This window comes from Streptomyces nitrosporeus (assembly GCF_008704555.1).
Lineage (GTDB): Bacteria > Actinomycetota > Actinomycetes > Streptomycetales > Streptomycetaceae > Streptomyces > Streptomyces nitrosporeus.
The window spans coordinates 4,864,316-4,880,772 of record NZ_CP023702.1 but is presented as its reverse complement, the minus strand read 5'-3'; the positions used below and the strand labels follow the sequence as shown (position 1 = coordinate 4,880,772).

Annotated in this window: 14 protein-coding genes and 1 tRNA gene; 9 read left to right on the top strand and 6 right to left on the bottom strand. The window is 71.3% G+C overall.

Annotation, left to right across the window (positions count from 1 at the left end):
* Positions 1–92: 92 nt before the first annotated feature.
* Positions 93–1,823: a tetratricopeptide repeat protein gene (locus CP967_RS21595; RefSeq protein WP_150489546.1), complete on the top strand. Its 1,731-nt coding sequence runs from the start codon at positions 93–95 to the stop codon at positions 1,821–1,823.
* A gap of 202 nt (positions 1,824–2,025) precedes the next feature.
* Here CP967_RS21595 and hppD read toward each other — a convergent pair whose 3' ends face one another.
* Positions 2,026–3,171 (bottom strand): 4-hydroxyphenylpyruvate dioxygenase, encoded by a 1,146-nt coding sequence (gene hppD / locus CP967_RS21590; RefSeq protein ID WP_150489545.1) that lies wholly within the window; start codon positions 3,169–3,171, stop codon positions 2,026–2,028.
* A gap of 122 nt (positions 3,172–3,293) precedes the next feature.
* Here hppD and CP967_RS21585 point away from each other — a divergent pair, with 122 nt between their 5' ends.
* The 4 genes from CP967_RS21585 to CP967_RS21570 all read left to right on the top strand — a co-directional run bounded on the left by CP967_RS21585 (position 3,294) and on the right by CP967_RS21570 (position 6,111).
* On the top strand, positions 3,294–3,767 hold the full coding sequence (locus tag CP967_RS21585; RefSeq protein WP_190175075.1) for an Lrp/AsnC family transcriptional regulator: 474 nt from the start codon (positions 3,294–3,296) through the stop codon (positions 3,765–3,767).
* 212 nt (positions 3,768–3,979) lie between these two features.
* Positions 3,980–4,597, top strand: a complete 618-nt coding sequence (locus CP967_RS21580) for an ArsR/SmtB family transcription factor (RefSeq protein WP_150489544.1) — start codon at positions 3,980–3,982, stop codon at positions 4,595–4,597.
* 12 nt (positions 4,598–4,609) lie between these two features.
* Positions 4,610–4,792, top strand: a complete 183-nt coding sequence (locus CP967_RS21575; RefSeq protein WP_150489543.1) for a hypothetical protein — start codon at positions 4,610–4,612, stop codon at positions 4,790–4,792.
* On the top strand, positions 4,792–6,111 hold the full coding sequence (locus CP967_RS21570; protein ID WP_150489542.1) for an MFS transporter: 1,320 nt from the start codon (positions 4,792–4,794) through the stop codon (positions 6,109–6,111). The genes CP967_RS21575 and CP967_RS21570 overlap by 1 nt, the downstream gene beginning before the upstream one ends.
* On the opposite strand, the gene CP967_RS21565 is transcribed toward CP967_RS21570, so the two are convergent.
* Entirely contained in the window at positions 6,041–6,829 is a 789-nt protein-coding gene (locus CP967_RS21565) for a S16 family serine protease (protein WP_150489541.1), read from the bottom strand. The genes CP967_RS21570 and CP967_RS21565 overlap by 71 nt on opposite strands.
* Before the next feature lie 121 nt (positions 6,830–6,950).
* Positions 6,951–7,595, bottom strand: a complete 645-nt coding sequence (locus CP967_RS21560; RefSeq protein ID WP_150489540.1) for an IclR family transcriptional regulator — start codon at positions 7,593–7,595, stop codon at positions 6,951–6,953.
* A gap of 586 nt (positions 7,596–8,181) precedes the next feature.
* Between CP967_RS21560 and CP967_RS21555 the strand changes: the two genes are divergently transcribed.
* The 3 genes from CP967_RS21555 to CP967_RS21545 are packed head-to-tail and all read left to right on the top strand — an operon-like array spanning position 8,182 to position 11,633.
* Positions 8,182–8,631: a hypothetical protein gene (locus CP967_RS21555; protein ID WP_150489539.1), complete on the top strand. Its 450-nt coding sequence runs from the start codon at positions 8,182–8,184 to the stop codon at positions 8,629–8,631.
* Positions 8,631–10,928: a DUF6571 family protein gene (locus tag CP967_RS21550; protein WP_150489538.1), complete on the top strand. Its 2,298-nt coding sequence runs from the start codon at positions 8,631–8,633 to the stop codon at positions 10,926–10,928. Before CP967_RS21555 ends, CP967_RS21550 begins: the two co-directional genes overlap by 1 nt.
* Before the next feature lie 57 nt (positions 10,929–10,985).
* Positions 10,986–11,633, top strand: a complete 648-nt coding sequence (locus tag CP967_RS21545) for a hypothetical protein (protein ID WP_150489537.1) — start codon at positions 10,986–10,988, stop codon at positions 11,631–11,633.
* Between the two features lie 52 nt (positions 11,634–11,685).
* On the opposite strand, the gene CP967_RS21540 is transcribed toward CP967_RS21545, so the two are convergent.
* Positions 11,686–13,467, bottom strand: coding sequence for a DEAD/DEAH box helicase (locus tag CP967_RS21540; RefSeq protein WP_150489536.1), 1,782 nt, complete (start codon positions 13,465–13,467; stop codon positions 11,686–11,688).
* Positions 13,468–13,879: 412 nt separating this feature from the next.
* Positions 13,880–15,379, bottom strand: a complete 1,500-nt coding sequence (locus CP967_RS21535; protein WP_150489535.1) for an MFS transporter — start codon at positions 15,377–15,379, stop codon at positions 13,880–13,882.
* Positions 15,380–15,578: 199 nt separating this feature from the next.
* Between CP967_RS21535 and CP967_RS21530 the strand changes: the two genes are divergently transcribed.
* Positions 15,579–15,653 (top strand) — tRNA-Cys (locus CP967_RS21530).
* Between the two features lie 50 nt (positions 15,654–15,703).
* Here the strand turns inward: CP967_RS21530 and CP967_RS21525 are convergent.
* A complete protein-coding gene (locus CP967_RS21525) occupies positions 15,704–16,381 on the bottom strand; it encodes a hypothetical protein (protein ID WP_190175076.1) in 678 nt (225 codons plus the stop codon).
* Positions 16,382–16,457: the final 76 nt, after the last annotated feature.

Sequence of the window (16,457 nt, the reverse complement as noted above, 5' to 3'; positions counted from 1 at the left end):
AGCGTGCCACCCGGGGCCAATGGTGTGAACCCGCCTGTGTGACCCTCCCCCGCAGACCGATGTGATCTTCACACTGACGCAGAGTGATGGCCATGGATGCCAAGCCGCAGCAGAATCCGGAGCCCTCCCTCTCCTCCCTGCCGCCCGTGGGCGCGACGGCCCTGTCACCCCACCCCGCGCCGATGCGCACCACCCTGCGCCGGGCGGCCGTCGGCGCCGTGGCCGGTGCCGTGCTGGTGACCGGTGCGCTGGTCGCCGTACCGGACGAACCGGAGCGTGCCGCGCCGCCGGCCCCCGGGCCGGTGGCCCGGGCCGAGATGGCCGCGGCGGCGGGCTCCACGGCGGCGCTGTCCGACCTCACCGCCCTGATCGGCGACCGGAGGAAGTGGGTGGAGACACACCCGTCCGACGCCCCGGCCTGGGCGGCGCTCGGTTCGGCGTACGTGGAGTGGGGCAGGCGGTCCGCCGACACGGTGTACTTCACACGCGCCGAGCAGGCGATCCAGCGTTCACTGGCCGCCCAGCCGGGCGAGCGCGGCAACACACGGGCGTGGGTGGCGCTGGGCGCGCTGGCCAACGCGCGCCACGACTACCCGGCGGCGAAGAAGTGGGGCGAGACGGTGCGGGCGCGGCGGCCCGCGGACTGGACCGCCTACCCGGTCCTGATCGACGCGTACAACGGGCTGGGCGAGTACGCGGCCGCCGGGAAGGCCACCCAGAAGTTCGGGACGCTGCGCAAGGGCGTCCCCGCCCTGGGCCGGACCTCGGAGATGTACCGCGCCCGGGGCTGGCGCGAGGACGCCCTCGCCACCGCCCAGGAGGCCGCGGACCGCGCGAAGACCCCCGCCGAGAAGGCCGTGGCGCTGCACCGGCTGGGCGACCTGGCCTTCGAGCGGGGTGAACCGGCCGAGGCGCTGGCCCAGTTCGACGCGGCGCTGCGCACGGACCCCGCCCACCTCGTCTCCCGGGCGGGGCGGGCCCGCGCGCTGGCGGCCCTGGACCGCGCGGACGAGGCACTGGCCGACTACCGGCGGGTGACCGCGAAGCTGCCGGACCCCGAAATCGTGCTCGCGATGGGCGAGTTGTACGAGTCGCAGGGCCTGGACGGCGACGCGGACGCACAGTACACACAGCTCCGCGAGCTGCTGGAGCGGGCGGAGAAGGCCGGGGTGAACGAGTCGCTGACCGAGGCCCGCTTCGAGGCCGACCACGGCGATCCGGAGGAGGCGGTGGAGCTGATGCGGGCCGAGTGGTCGGCGCTGCGCCGCAGTGCGGCGGTGGCGGACACGCTGGGCTGGGCGCTGTACCGGGCGGGCCGGCCGCAGGAGGGGGTGCAGTACGCGGAGAAGGCGGTGGAGAGCGGGGCGCGGAACGCGTCGTACGCCTACCACCTGGGGGTGATCGAGGCCGCGCTCGGGCAGGAGGGGCCGGCCCGCGGGCACCTGGAGGCGGCCGTCCGCACGAACCCCGTTTTCTCCCCGCTGGGCGGTCCGGCCGCCCGGGAGGCCCTGGAGGCCCTGGGTGAACCGGCGTCGGGCGGCCCGGCGGACGTGCGGCCGGCGCCCGCTCCGGCGCCCGTTCCGTCCCCCACGCCCTCGCCCGTACCCGCTCCGGCCGCCCCGGCCGCGTCACCTGCCCCGAACCCCCCGGGGGCCGGTGCGGGGCCGGCGCCCGCTCCGGCCCCGCAGGGGCAGGGCGCGGGCGGGACGGGGGCGGCGGGCACCGGGACGGGTGGTGCCGGGGCCGGTCCAGGTGCCGGGGCGGGCGGGCCCGGGACGGGTGACCCGGGGCCGGGTACGACGGCGCGGGCGGCGACTCCGTGACCGGGGACGGTACGGCGGCGCGGGGTCCTGTGACCGGGGACTGCGGGCCGTGACCCGGGGCCTGTCGGTCGTGGGCGGGTGACACCGGGGGCACATGACACCGGGGACATGTGACGCCGGAGACACGTGACGCCGGGGACGCCTGGCACCGTGGGCGGGCGGGCCCCTCCGCGAGGCCCGTCCGTCGTCCGGGAGCGGGCCGTTACAGGTTGCCGCGCCGCTCCTGCTCGCGCTCGATCGCCTCGAAGAGGGCCTTGAAGTTGCCCTTGCCGAAGCCCATCGAGCCGTGGCGTTCGATCATCTCGAAGAAGACCGTCGGACGGTCCTGGACCGGCTTGGTGAAGATCTGGAGCAGGTAGCCGTCCTCGTCACGGTCCACCAGGATCTTCAGTTCGCGCAGCGTCTCCACGGGCACCCGGGTCTCGCCCGCCCACTCGCCGAGCGTGTCGTAGTAGGAGTCGGGGGTGTCCAGGAACTGCACACCGGCCGCGCGCATCGTCCGGACGGAGGCGACGATGTCGTTCGTGGCGAGCGCGATGTGCTGGACGCCGGCCTCGCCGTAGAACTCCAGGTACTCGTCGATCTGCGACTTCTTCTTCGCGATCGCCGGCTCGTTGATCGGGAACTTCACCTTCAGCGTGCCGTCGGCGACGACCTTCGACATCAGGGCGGAGTACTCGGTGGCGATGTCGTCGCCCACGAACTCCTTCATGTTGGTGAAGCCCATGACCTTGTTGTAGAAGCCGACCCACTCGTTCATCCGGCCGAGTTCGACGTTGCCGACGCAGTGGTCGACGGCCTGGAAGGTGCGCTTGGCCGGCGGCTCGACGATCGGGTCGGCCGCGGCGAAGCCGGGGAGGTACGGGCCGGTGTAGCCGCCGCGCTCGACCAGGGTGTGGCGGGTCTTGCCGTACGTGGCGATGGCGGCCAGCACCACGGTGCCGTGCTCGTCCTTCACCTCGTGCGGTTCGGTGACGCCCTTCGCGCCGTGCTCGACGGCGTAGGCGTACGCGGCGCGGGCGTCCGGTACCTCGATGGCGAGGTCGACCACGCCGTCGCCGTGGGCGTGGACGTGGTCGGCCAGGAAGGTGCCCCACTCGGTGGACGCCTTGATGACGGAGGTGAAGACGAAGCGGGCCGATCCGTTGGTCAGGACGTAACTCGCGGTCTCCCGGCTGCCGTTCTCCGGTCCGGAGTAGGCGACGAGCTTCATGCCGAAGGCGGTCGAGTAGTAGTGCGCCGCCTGCTTGGCGTTGCCCACCGCGAAGACCACCGCGTCCATTCCCTTGACCGGGAAGGGGTCGGCCTGCCGGGACGTCTCGGGCGTGGTGTGCAGAGTCTCAGTCATGTCCGAAGGTTCCCGCCGGTTCGCAAGGTGCGCAACAGTTCGCGCGTTCACTGGTCAACATGACCAGCGGTTGGCCACCATTGCCTGGCTATCTGTACAGGGTGACCATCGGGAGACGGATCATGGCGATCGATCATCTGGACGGCCGGCTCATCGCGTTGCTGGCACGTGAGCCCCGTATCGGCGTACTGGAGGCGTCCCGGCGCCTGGGAGTGGCGCGCGGGACCGTGCAGGCGCGGATGGACCGGCTCCAGTCGAACGGAGTCATCCGCGGCTTCGGCCCGGAGGTCGACCCGGCGGCCCTGGGCTATCCGGTCACCGCTTTCGCCACCCTGGAGATCAAGCAGGGCCAGGGGGCGGACGTACGGGAGCACCTGCGGGGCGTGCCCGAGGTGCTGGAGCTGCACACCACGACCGGGCACGGGGACATGCTCTGCCGACTGGTGGCCCGGTCCAACGCGGATCTGCAACGGGTGATCGACCTGGTCGTGGGCTTCGAGGGCATCGTCCGGGCGTCCACGGCGATCGTGATGGAGAACCCGGTGCCCCTGCGGATCATCCCGCTCGTGGAGCAGGCGGCGCGGGACGGCGGCTGAGAGCCCGCGCTCCCCCGCCCGCGCCCATGCGGGGGCCCGTGCGAGGAGAACCGTACGACGAGACCCGCACGAGGGGAACCGCGCGAGGAGAACCACGGGGCCGGTCCGTGCGCGGCGGTTCGTGCGCGCCAGTTCGTGCGCGCCGGCCTATGCAAAGAGATCTGTGCAAAGAAGTACTTGCAAAGAGACCTTTGCATGCTTACGGTCCTCCCATGCCGACGACAGAGCCAGAGCCGGAGCGGACGTCCCCGACCGCGGACCGGAAGTTCCACCAGATCAACGCCCGCACCCTGCGCGGCCTCGCCCATCCGCTGCGCATCCGGCTGCTGAGCACCCTGCGGGAGTTCGGCCCGGCGACCGCCTCGGGCCTGGCCGAACGGCTGGGCGAGTCCAGCGGCGCCACCAGTTACCACCTGCGGCAGCTCGCCGCGTACGGCTTCGTGGAGGACGACCCGGCACGCGGCAAGGGGCGGGAGCGGTGGTGGAAGGCGGCGCACGAGGGGACCGTGTTCGGGTCCACCACCGAGTTCACGGACCACGCCGACCCGGAGGTGCGGGGCGCCATGGGGGTGGTGCTGCACGAGGTCGCCTCCCTGCACGCGCAGGAGCTGAACACCTGGCTCGGCACCCAGCACGAGTGGCCCGACACGTGGCGGCGCGGGTCGGACCTCAGCGACTTCAAGACCCGGCTCACCCCTGAACTGGCCCTGGAACTCGCCGAAGAGGTCCACTCGCTGGTGGAGAGCTACCGCGAGCGGGTCCCCGAGGGCACCGAGGGATCGGCCATGGTCCGCACCCACTTCCACATGTTCCCGCGCTCGGCCGACTGAGGGGATCACCCCGTGCACCACCACGTACACCTCATGCTGCACACCTACCGCTCCGCCGAACTGCTGGCCGAAGCGGACAGGTCCAGGGCCCTCGCCTCTCCGCCCGGTCTGCGCGGACGGATGGGCTGGGCGCTGGTGGAGATCGGCCTGCGGCTCGCCCAGGGCAGACCGGTCCCCGCCGCGCGGGCCGCCTGATGCGGGGCGGGCAGGCGCGGGGCCGTATCCCGCTCGTCTCCGTGCTGGCCGCCAACTCGGTCTCCACCGCCGGCACGTCACTCACCCTGATCGGGGTCCCCTGGTTCGTCCTGGAGACCACGGGGAGCGCCGCGCGGGCGGGCGTGGTCGCCTTCTGCGCGACCCTGCCCATCGTGGCGGCCGCGCTGGCCGGCGGACCCGTCATCGACCGGATCGGCCGGCGGAGGGTCGCCGTCGCCTCCGACGCGGTCTGCGGGGCCGCCGTCGCGGCGGTGCCGCTGCTGCACGCGGCGGGGCTGCTCGAATTCTGGATGCTGTGCGCGCTGATGGCCCTCAACGGCTTCGCCCACACCCCCGGCAACACCGCGCGCTACGTCCTCGTACCGGATCTGGCCGAGCACGCCGGCACCACACTGGCCCGGGCGGCGAGCCTCTACGACGCGGTGTCGCGCGGTGCCCGGATGGTCGGGGCCGCGCTGGCGGGGGTGCTCATCGCCGCCGTGGGCGCGGAGACGGTCCTGCTGCTGGACGCCTGCACGTTCGCGCTCTCGGCGCTGCTGGTGGCCGCGGGGGTGCGCGGGGTGCGGGCGGCGGAGCCGCGCAAGGCTGCGCCGGTGTCGTTGCGGACGTACGCGTCGGAGCTCCGCGAGGGGTACTCCTATGTGCTCGGCCACCGGCTGCTGCTCGCCATGGTCGTGATGGTCCTCTTCATGAACGGCACCGACCAGGGGTGGCTCGCGGTCCTGCTGCCCGTGCACGCCGAGGCCGAACTGGGCGGTTCCACCCAGCTGGGCCTGCTCACCTCGCTGATGGCGGGCGGCGCGCTGGCGGGCGCCCTGCTCTACGGGGCGGTGGGGCACCGCTTCTCCCGGCGCGCGGTGTTCACGGTGTGCGTGGTGCTGTGCGGGGGGCCCCGGTTCCTGGTCGCCGCCCTGACGGACACGACACCGCCCCTCGCCCTCACCATGGCGCTGAGCGGACTGGCGGCGGGCGTGCTGAACCCGATCCTGACGACGCTGACCTATGAACGGGTTCCCGAGGAGCTGCGCAGCCGGGTCTCGGGGGCGCTCACCGCGGGCTGCGAGCTCGCCATGCCGGTGGGCGGGCTCGCGGCCGGCCTGCTGGTGGAGGGTGTGGGCGCCACCGGGGCCCTGCTCGCGATGGGCGGGGTCTACCTGCTGGCCACACTGAGCCCGCTGGTGTTCCCGGTCTGGCGCACCATGGACGAGACGGCGCCCGCGGCACCGGTCAGCAGCCCGGGACCTTCCCGCCCCGCTCCAGGGCGCGCAGCGAGTCCACCGCGCTCTTCAGCGTCGTGACGGGGATCAGGCGGAGGCCGTCCGGCCGTTCGGCCTTCGCCTGGCCGCACTCGGCCTTCGGCACCAGGAAGACCGTGGCGCCGTCGCGACGCGCGGCCTGCGTCTTGAGGGGCACCCCGCCGACGGCGCCGACCGTGCCGTCGGCCTCGATGGTGCCGGTCCCGGCGACCGTGCGCCCGCCGGTCAGATCGCCCCCGGAGCCGTCACCGGCCAGCTTGTCGATGATGCCGAGCGAGAAGAAGAGCCCGGCACTCGGACCGCCGACGTCGGCGAGATGCAGGGTGACGTCCACCGAACCGGGCTTCCTGTCCAGGTAGTTCAGCGCGGCGTCGACGGCGACGTTCTGCGAGTCGCGCATGTCCTGGAGGTTGTGCTCCTCGATCTCCTTCTCGGAGCCCCCGGAGGGGTAGACCGAGTCACGGGGCATGACCGCCCGGTCCGTACGGAACCAGCTGTCGACGACGTCGGCGACCCCCACGTCCGCGTTCGGGCCGGTCGCCACGATCGTGGTCATCAGCAGCTTGCCCTCGGTGGGGCGGGTCGGTGCGCCCTTGATCGTGATGACCGGGGTCCCCTTGTCGTCCCCCAGGACGTTCGCGGTCGTACCGGGCTGCGCCAGGGTGTACGGGAGCGGCGCCAGGGCCGCCGTGCCGAACAGGGCGAGGGCGGGCAGGGCGCAGAGCGCGAGGGTACGGGGGCGTGAGAGACGAGAGAGCACCCGTCCAATCTAACGGTCCGGCCGGACGCCCCCTCCCCGCCGCCCCGGGGCACGCTCGCCCCGGCCCCGGGGCGAGCGTGCCCCGGGGCCGGCCGGGGCCGGGGAGTGGCGGCGGGGCGCGTCAGCGCAGGGCGTCGGCGACCTCCCGGGCGGCGTCCAGGACGCGCGGGCCGACGCGCTCCGGTACGGCGTCGGCGAGCATCACCACGCCCACGCTGCCCTCCACGCCCGACACCCCGACCAGCGGCGCCGCCGCCCCGCAGGCACCGGCCTCCAACTCGCCCTGGGTGAGGGTGTATCCCGGGTGGCCGGCGAGCGACTTCTGCCGGGCGGCGAGGATCGCCCGGCCCGCAGCGCCCCGGTCCAGCGCGTGCCGGAAGCCGGCCCGGTAGGCCACGTGGTAGTCGGTCCAGGTCGGCTCGACGACGGCCACCGCGAGCGCGTCCGCCCCGTCGACCAGGGTGAGGTGGGCCGTGGCCCCTATGTCCTCCGCGAGTGAACGCAGGGCAGGCAGCGCCGCCTCCCTGACGAGCGGGTGCACCTGCCGGCCCAGGCGGAGCACGCCCAGACCGACCCGGGCGCGGCCGCCGAGGTCGCGCCGGACGAGGGCGTGCTGTTCCAGGGTGGCGAGCAGCCGGTAGACCACCGTGCGGTTGACGCCGAGTTTGTTCGACAACTCGGTGACGGTCAGGCCGTGATCGGTATCGGCGAGCAGTTTGAGGACGCGCAGTCCCCGGTCGAGCGTCTGAGAAGTCTCTGCGGTCACGACGCCCTCTCCCTCTTCTGGTGAGGGGGGCGGATCTCTGCGAGATGACGACGCCGGTCCCAGCGGCGACGCACCGAGAGGCCCCCGACTGGCCATGGCACCGGATGCGCTCCGAGGCCACATTGCCACGGGGCGTTCATGTTTCGGGGAGGTTAGCGAGCGAGTCCGCTCAGCGGAAGCCCTCGTCCAGAATCCGGTCCCGCGACGGAACTCCGTGTTGACGCCGGACGATAACCGCCGGTCAGCGGGATACCGTCCGGAAAGCGAACATCTACGCGCGTCCCTGTCGGACGACGTCCCCGGCAGCCTTGACACCGCCCGCCCGCCGGGCGGGGAGCCGCCCGTGCGCCGCGCCGAAAAGTTCTTCCTCCCGCCCCGCCCCCATCCGCCGAAACCGGCGACGGCGCACCTCGCGCCCGCACACGCGCGCCCCGGCACACCGGCACACACCCTTCACGGCCGATCATTGGATTCCGGGTCCACTCCTGCGGTAACTACCTTCAGGAGTTGGTAAGTTGGCATGTCGTATTCCAATCGCAAGAGAGACGTACGAGAAATACGCGGACTACGGGGAAGGTAACCGCCGATGGCGTGGGACGAATGGGAGCAGCTGAAGTCTGATGCCGCGGAGAGGCGTGCGACTCGGATGCGGTTGAATCAGCTGCCGCCCGAAGCGGGTGGCGGGCCGCCTCCCCAGGGCGACCTGAAAGTAAACCAGAAGGACCTGGCGGAGATCGGCAACGCCGCGTTCCTGTTATACGGGGACCTCGAGAAGACCGGCGACCACGCCCGGGCCTCCACCCAGAAGGCCGCCAGTGGCCTCACATCGGAGACGTTCGCACTGGGAGCGGCACTCGATCATGTCGCTTCGCGCTGGATCGACCAGGTCCGCTCTCTCCTGGACGCCTGTGCCCACATATCGAACCATCTCGACTTCACCAAGGGCGCCCACGCCGGCGACGAGGTCTATATCAGCACGGTCATCAGCGGCATCGACACGCTCGACAAGGGCTTCGACGAGAGGGCCGGTTCCTGATGGATCTCGACTCCCTGCGCTTCGCCAACTTCTCCGACCTGGACTCGGCCATCACCGACTGGAGTCAGATGGTCACCAAACTGAAGGTCCTCCAGGACGACGCCAAGAACGACCTGAAGGCGAAATCGGACAAAGCGAACTGGGCTGGCGAAAACGCCACCGTGACCCGCTCCTTCGTGGACAAGACAGCCGGTGAATTCACCGACGCCCACACCCAGGCCGATACCATAACGAAGATCCTCACCGACACCCGCGGTGAACTCGTCGGGTATCGCACCCAGCTCAACGCCGCCATCGAACGCGGCTTGCAGAAGAACCTCACCGTACGGGACATGGGCGAGGGGTCGTTCACCGTCACCATGAACATCCACCCCGACCGGGCGGCGAAAGGCACCACGGTGCCGGAGCACACCCAGCAGGACGTGGACTCGTTCCGGGACGAGATCCAGAACATTCTGAGGAATGCCACGGAAAGCGACACATCAGCGGCAAAAGTCCTCAATCTCCTGGTGGATCAGGCCAAGCAGGGATTCTCCGGCGCAAAATACAAGGATCGCGACTCCGCAGCCGAGGCCGTGGCGAAAGCCGAGGAGGCGGCGAAGATCCTGAAGAAGAACCCGCATGACGTCACGCTCACCGAGCTCAATACGCTCAACACCACGCTGGCTTCCTACAAGAACAACCCGCTCTTCGCTGAACAGTTCGCGACCCAGGTGGGGCCGAAGAAGGTTCTCGAGTTCTACGCCGGAGTCGCCGATCCGTACCAGGGCTTCGGGCGGGACCCGAAGTTCTTCGAGCAGGCGAAGCTACTCCAGAAGAACCTCGGTATCGCACTGGGCACTGCCACGCTCTCCGACAGCGACAAGATGGAGGACTGGGAGGCGAAGATGGTGAAGTTGGGTCCCGACCGGCTGGGCACCGACGACGCCACCGACCCGACGGGCTTCGGCGTCATGAGCAACCTCATGCGCTTCGGTGATTACGACGACCAGTTCCTCAATGCCTACGGTGACAAGCTCATCGCCTACGACAAGGAACGCAATGTCGAGGACATGAGCCCCTGGGTCAACAACTGGAACCAGGGAGACCTCAACTTCTACGGCAAGGACGACCGAGGCCGCGACCCGATGACCGGTTTCATGGAAGCCCTGGGTCACAACCCGGACGCCGCGACGCAGTTCTTCGCCCAGCCCGAGGGCGCGGGAGACACCGTCGACAAGGATGGCGAGGTGAACGATCACCTCACATACCTGACCAAGGACCGCATCTGGCTCGCCGACCCCACCCTCGACGGTGACGGCAAGAACAACGCCGGTAAGGACTCACTGGGTCACGCCCTGGAAGCAGCGACGACCGGCTATGCGTACGACGCTGACCCGATGGCGGGCAAAGACCCGATGATCCCCGGCAGCGGGGACCACCGGACGGCGGCGACGGCGGGTGTCATGGAGCAGGTGGCCTACCTCTACGGGGGCGAGGACGGGCCCAAGATGCTGCACGAACAGTCGGAGCTCGCCGACAGCCTGGGCAAAATGGGTGCCGCATACATCGACGACATCGACTACAGCCTGTCGGGCATCGGGGACCACGCGCAGGACGACGGCACCTTCCCCGCGAAGTACCAGGGCCGGGCGAATTTCGGTAACGACGGTGCCGTCAACTTCCTGAGTGTGCTGGGCCAGAACGAGACCTCGCACGGGGTGGTCACAGCGGCACAGCACCTGTACACACTGAGCGCGCTGGACGCCTATCCGGCCACGAGCGACGCCAACATCGACAAGGCGCACGACGCTCTCACCACCGGGGCCGAGGCCAGGGGCATCCTGGACCACTCGCGTGTGCAACAGGCGGAGACCACGTACAAGGCAGACGCCGAGGAGGCCAACAAGTCTCTCGGCCGGTCTGGGGACTGGGTCAAGCTCGGTGCCGGCGTGGTGGTCGGCGGTGGCATCGCGGCGATCCCGCTGCCCGGCTCCACGGCGGCGGCTCTGGTGGTCGCCCCCATGGCGGCGGACACCGTCGGCGACATGGTGAACACCTTTATCGGGCATGAGGTCGACAAGAGCATCAGCGACGCCGAACAGGATGCCACCGAGAAGTCGCAGATGACCAGTGCGAAGTTCTACGACGCGGGCCTGGACCAGCTGGGGGAGGCATACAGCGCCTATGCCGATGCCAACCCGAAGATGCGGGAAGAGGGAGATCGGCAGAACTGGGTGGAAGAGATCAAGAGCGGTTATCTCGGCACCGGTTCAGCTCAGAACGACTTCCGCGGGCGCGCGCCGTACAAGGACTGATCCAGAGGCCGGACACGTGCCGATCTGTCACGCGCACCTGCGAAGAACGGGAAACCGATGAGGAAGAAACGCTTTCATGCCGCGTCCGGAGTGCTGCTGATCGCCATGGGCCTGACCGCCTGCGACGACGTCCGTACGGACAAGGCCCCCGAGGCCCTTCCGGCGTCCCAGGTCTGCGGCGGAACGCTGTCCGCGGCGGGCGCGGCCGCCCTGCGGCGCATCGGTGGTCAGGAGAAGTACACGGAGCTGGAGGACCCGGGGAGATGGTCGCCGGGGACCGCCGCGAAGCGCCTGGAGGATTCCGCGGACTCCGACTACGAATGCAGCCTGTACCTGGAGGGAGACGACAGCGGAACACCCCTGATGATGATCGGGTTCACCGCGCGCAAGAGCCACCCGGACCCGTCGGAGGCAGCGAAGGACCCGGACCACGGCCAGGTGCTCTATCCGCTCGGGGTGTACGCGTCCGTGGGGGGTGACACCGCCGCTTCCCTCTTCTTCGAGTGCCCCACAAAGCGGAGCGAAGGCGGAACCCGCTATGTGAAGGCCAGCATGTACACATCGAAAGGGAAGATGAAGGCCGACGCCGGCGGCAAGGACCGGATGGCCGTCCTCAACGACGTGTCCCGCGCCTTGGCGGAGGAACTCGGCTGCGCCGCGAAGGCGAAACTGCCCGCCGAAGTGCCCGAGGCCCTGGCCGGTTGACGGCGCGGCCCCGGTGCGCGGCAAAACGCACCGGGGCCGCACGGCCACCGGCTCACCGCATCCGGGTGGCCCACTCCTGGACCTTCGCGATCCGGTCCTGGATCTGCCCGGCCGTCGCCTCGGCGCTCGGCGGGCCTCCGCACACCCGGCGCAGCTCGGTGTGGATCACGCCGTGCGGCTTGCCGCTCTGGTGGGTGTACGCCGAGACCATGGTGTTGAGCCGCTTGCGGAGCTCCAGCAGCTGCTTGTGCGTGACCACGGGCCGGGCCTCGGCCGGCTTCTCCAGGAGGTCGGCCTCCGCCGCGGGCTTCTGGCGGCTGTGCGCGATCTGCCGGGTCTGCCGCTTCTGGAGGAGCAGCTGCACCTGGTCGGGTTCGAGGAGCCCGGGGATGCCGAGGTAGTCCTGCTCCTCCTCGCTGCCGGGGTGCGCCTGCATGCCGAACTCGGCGCCGTCGTACAGCACCCGGTCGAAGACCGCGTCGGACTCCAGGGCCTCGAAGGGCAGTTGCTCCTCGGTCTCCTCGTCCTCCAGCTTCTCCGCGTCCGCGAGGAGCTGGTCCTCCTCCGCGAAGGGGTTCTCCTCCTCGCCGCCCTTCTTCGGCTTGTCGAGCACGTGGTCGCGCTCGACCTCCATCTCGTTGGCGAAGTCCAGCAGCATCGGGATGGTGGGCAGGAAGACGGAGGCCGTCTCACCGCGCCGCCGCGACCGTACGAAACGGCCGACGGCCTGGGCGAAGAAGAGCGGTGTGGAGATGGTGGTGGCGTACACGCCGACGGCCAGGCGCGGCACGTCGACACCTTCCGACACCATCCGGACCGCGACCATCCAGCGGGAATCGTCCTGGCTGAACGTGTCGATCTTCTTCGACGCGGCCTTCTCGTCGGAGAGGACCACGGTGGGGCGGTCACCGGTGATCCTCTTGAGGATCTTGGCGTACTCGCGTGCCGAGTCCTGGTCCGTCGCGATGACCAGCCCGCCCGCGTCGGGGATGCCCTTGCGCACCTCGGTCAGCCGCTTGTCGGCGGCGGCCAGCACATTGGGGATCCACTCGCCGGTCGGGGCGAGGGCGGTGCGCCAGGCCTGCCCGATGGCGTCCTTCGTCATCGGCTCACCGAGGCGGGCGGCGACCTCGTCGCCGGCCTTGGTCCGCCAGCGCATGTTGCCGCTGTAGCTGAGGAAGATCACGGGGCGGACGACGCCGTCGGCGAGTGCGTTGCCGTACCCGTAGGTGTAGTCGGCGGAGGAGCGCCGGATGCCGTCGTTGCCCTCCTCGTACGCCACGAAGGGGATCGGGTTGGTGTCGGACCGGAACGGCGTGCCGGTGAGCGCGAGCCGCCGGGTCGCCGGGTCGAATGCCTCCTGGCACGCCTCGCCCCAGGACTTGGAGTCACCGGCGTGGTGGATCTCGTCGAGGATGACGAGCGTCTTGCGCTGCTCGCAGCGGTTGCGGTGCAGCATCGGGCGTACGCCGACCCCGGCGTAGGTGACCGCGACACCGTGGTATTCCCTGCTCACGGGCCCGGCGCTGTACTCGGGGTCCAGCTTGATGCCTATACGGGCCGCTGCCTCGGCCCACTGCTTCTTCAGGTGCTCGGTCGGTGCCACGACGGTGATCTGCTGCACCACGTGGTGGTGCAGCAGCCATGAGGCGAGGGTCAGCGCGAAGGTGGTCTTCCCGGCGCCGGGGGTCGCGACGGCGAGGAAGTCGCGCGGCTGCTCCTGGACGTACTTCTCCATGGCGCCCTGCTGCCAGGCGCGCAGCTTGCCGGCCGTGCCCCAGGGTGCGCGGCCGGGAAAGGCGGGTGAGAGGTGGTGGGAGGCGGTAGTAGTCACGGTCTCCGGTTCGGGGCACTCGGGTACGTGTGGCGCTGTCCGCACGGGCCGGGACGGGCCCGGACGTGACGCGGCACGGGCCTGGACGGACCCGGGCGCGATATGACAACCGGGCCACCCTACCGGCGGGCGGGGCACGACCTCGTACGAACGGGGGCCGGTCCGGCCACGGTGAGACCCTGTTCACAACGCGGGGCCGGCCTCGCGGGCTGGGCGCCCGACCGGTGGCGGCGGCCCCGCCCGGCGGGAACCGGGCGCGCCGGGCCTTCGTCCGCGCCCGGCGGGTGCCGGGGCGCGTCGGGCCGCTCCGTCCGCCGGCGGATCCCAGGGCGCGTCAGACCTTCGTCCGCACCCGGCGGGCCCCAGGCCGTGTCGGGCCGCTCCGTTCGCACCCGGCGGATCTCCGGGCGCGTCAGGCCTTCGTCCGCACCCGGGTCGCCACCCACACTCCCGCCAGTGCCACCGCCGCCATCGGCAGGAACACCGCGGCGAAGGCCCCGGGGTGCGCCCCGGTCGCGCCGCCCGCCGCCGTTCCGTGGGCGGCGGCGCCCAGCGTGCCGCCGCCGAGCGCGGCGAAGGCCGCCCCGCTGCCGGTGAGCAGCAGGACGTTGGCCAGGCCGTCCGAGATCTGCAGGGCGGCGGAGTTGCCGCCCGCCTCCTCGGGGGCGGACAGCTTGAGCAGCAGGACGCTCGTCGAGGCGATCACCATGCCCATGCCGAAGCAGCCGACGCCCCAGACGGCGGCCAGGGTCCACACCGGTACCGCCTCGACGAGCACGGCGGGCGCGGCCACGAGTGCCAGGGCCACCAGCACCATGCCGCCGGTCATCAGGGACTCCCGGTGGCGCTCCAGACGCGGCCGGGCCAGGACGTACGAGCCGAGCGCCCAGGTCAGTCCGCCGGCGGCCAGCGACAGCCCGGCCATGGTCGGGGAGAGCCCGCGCTGGGTGACCAGCATCAGCGGGACGAACGACTCCGCGGCGATGAACGAGCCGGCCGCCACCCCGCGCAGCAGGATCACCGCGGGCAGTCCGCGCGCGGCCCGTACGGTGCCCGGGGGCAGCAGTCCGAGCACGGCGGGCACGAGGAGGGCGGCCCCGACGGCGGCCGGCAGCAGCGAGAGCCAGCGCAGCTCCTGGCCCGCGTACTGGAGCAGCCCGGCACCCAGCGAGATCCCGAGGGCGAGCCGGAGGCGCCGCCGGTCGAAGGGTTCGGCGGCGGCCGCCGTGTCGGCCGGGCCGGAGGCCATCCGCCGGATCGCGGGCAGCGCGAGGCCGAGCGGGAGCAGGATGAGGACGGGGATGCCGACGAAAACCCAGCGCCACCCGAGGTGTTCGGTGACCGTACCGGCGGCGAGCGGTCCGACGACGGACGGGACGATCCACGCGGCCGAGAACGCGGCCATGATCGCGGGCCGGATCCGCTCCGGGTAGGCCCGGCTGATGACGACGTACAGCGCCACGATGACGAGGCCGCCGCCTATGCCCTGGACGGCGCGTCCCAGGATGAACATCCACATGCCGCCCGCCGTCCCCGACAGCAGCAGGCCGGCCCCGAACGCCCCGATGCCCGAGGCCAGGGGCGCGAGCGGACCGCTCCGGTCGGCCCACTGCCCGGACAGCACCATGGCGAAGAGGCTGGTGGTGAAGTAGGCGGAGAAGGCGAACGCGTACAGCGGGATGCCGTGCAGTTCCCGGGCCGCGACCGGCATCGCCGTGCCGACGGCGGTCGCCTCGAAGGCGATGAGCAGCACGACGGAGACGATGCCGACGCTGAGTGCCCGGTACGTCGGCCCCAGCACGCCCTCGGACGGGGCGGGCGCGGTGCGCGCGGCGGGAACGGCGGTGGGGCCGGTGACGCCGGCGACGGGATCGGGGGTGACGTCGGCGTCACGTGGTTCCAGGGCACTCATGGCGTCAAGGGTAAGGGTCGAAACCGCATATGGGACCTGTCGGTGGGAGGACTCCGGTTCGGTCCTCGGCCGTAGGTCCGCGCCCCCGCGTCCGGCCGGGACGTGAACGCCGTATGGCAGTCGTGTTGCGGGCCCAGGGAACCCCTTGAGGGCGGTCACGGCACGGCCGTACGGTCATGAGCACAGGAACACACCGCCTGACCGTGTGCCCGAGAGGCTCAGGGGCTCGACTGCAACTCGAGTTACACCGGTTCGAATCCGGTCACGGTCTCCAGGAGGAAGGCCGCCCCCATGATGCGGGGCGGCCTTCCCGTGTGTCACGGGTCATGCCGGGTCCAGGGACGGCCGGGCCGGGAGCCCTCCGTCCTTCCCGCAGCCCAGTTCCTTCGCCATGGCCAGCGCGAAGGAGTGGGCCACGGCCACATGGGCGTCCTCCAGTGCCCCGGTGTCGCCCTCGGGTTCCCTGGGCATACCTCCGTGCTCGACGCCGATCTCGATGCGGTCCGGGTCGGCACCGGGCAGCTTCCCGCTCCGGCAGGCGAACGTGATGTACGCGCTGTCCGGCGCGGCGAGGGTCCGCTCCCCCATCTCCAGCACGGTAAACTTCGGGGCCGGGGTGGCTTCGAGGGCGCTGTCGGACAGCTGCCAGGTGATGCGGAGTTCGTCTTCCGGGGTGCCTTCGGGGGCGTGGATCCGGCAGACGTCACCGTTCCCGGCGGCGGAGGAGGTGCCCCGGCCGGTCAGCGCCCGCGCGGCGGCGGCGACGGTGGATTCCTCACCCGTGGCCTCGAACCGGTCCGAGCCGGTGATCGCCTCCAGCGCCCCGGCCGCCTCCGCGGACACCGCGCCGCCTCCGCAGAGCTGTCCGGCAGCCACGGTCCTGCCGGTGGTCTTCCTCTCCGCCGCGTCGCCCTCTCCCCCGCAGCCGGCGGCGGTGAGGACCAGGCAGCCTGCCACGACCGTGCCGAGAAGCCCCCGGCGCGCACCCCTACGACTGATCACTGTCAGCGTCCTTCTCGTGTCGCCGGCTGCCCGGGGGCTCAGCCGGTCTCCGGATCCTGATCCTGCCGGTTCCCGC

What these genes read in the sequence shown, in the direction of transcription:
- CP967_RS21595 (WP_150489546.1), top strand. Translation starts at nt 93, where the DNA reads ATGGATGCCAAGCCGCAGCAGAATCCGGAGCCCTCCCTCTCCTCCCTG.
- hppD (WP_150489545.1), bottom strand. Translation starts at nt 3,171, where the DNA reads ATGACTGAGACTCTGCACACCACGCCCGAGACGTCCCGGCAGGCCGAC.
- CP967_RS21585 (WP_190175075.1), top strand. Translation starts at nt 3,294, where the DNA reads ATGGCGATCGATCATCTGGACGGCCGGCTCATCGCGTTGCTGGCACGT.
- CP967_RS21580 (WP_150489544.1), top strand. Translation starts at nt 3,980, where the DNA reads ATGCCGACGACAGAGCCAGAGCCGGAGCGGACGTCCCCGACCGCGGAC.
- CP967_RS21570 (WP_150489542.1), top strand. Translation starts at nt 4,792, where the DNA reads ATGCGGGGCGGGCAGGCGCGGGGCCGTATCCCGCTCGTCTCCGTGCTG.
- CP967_RS21555 (WP_150489539.1), top strand. Translation starts at nt 8,182, where the DNA reads ATGGCGTGGGACGAATGGGAGCAGCTGAAGTCTGATGCCGCGGAGAGG.
- CP967_RS21550 (WP_150489538.1), top strand. Translation starts at nt 8,631, where the DNA reads ATGGATCTCGACTCCCTGCGCTTCGCCAACTTCTCCGACCTGGACTCG.
- CP967_RS21545 (WP_150489537.1), top strand. Translation starts at nt 10,986, where the DNA reads ATGAGGAAGAAACGCTTTCATGCCGCGTCCGGAGTGCTGCTGATCGCC.
- CP967_RS21535 (WP_150489535.1), bottom strand. Translation starts at nt 15,379, where the DNA reads ATGAGTGCCCTGGAACCACGTGACGCCGACGTCACCCCCGATCCCGTC.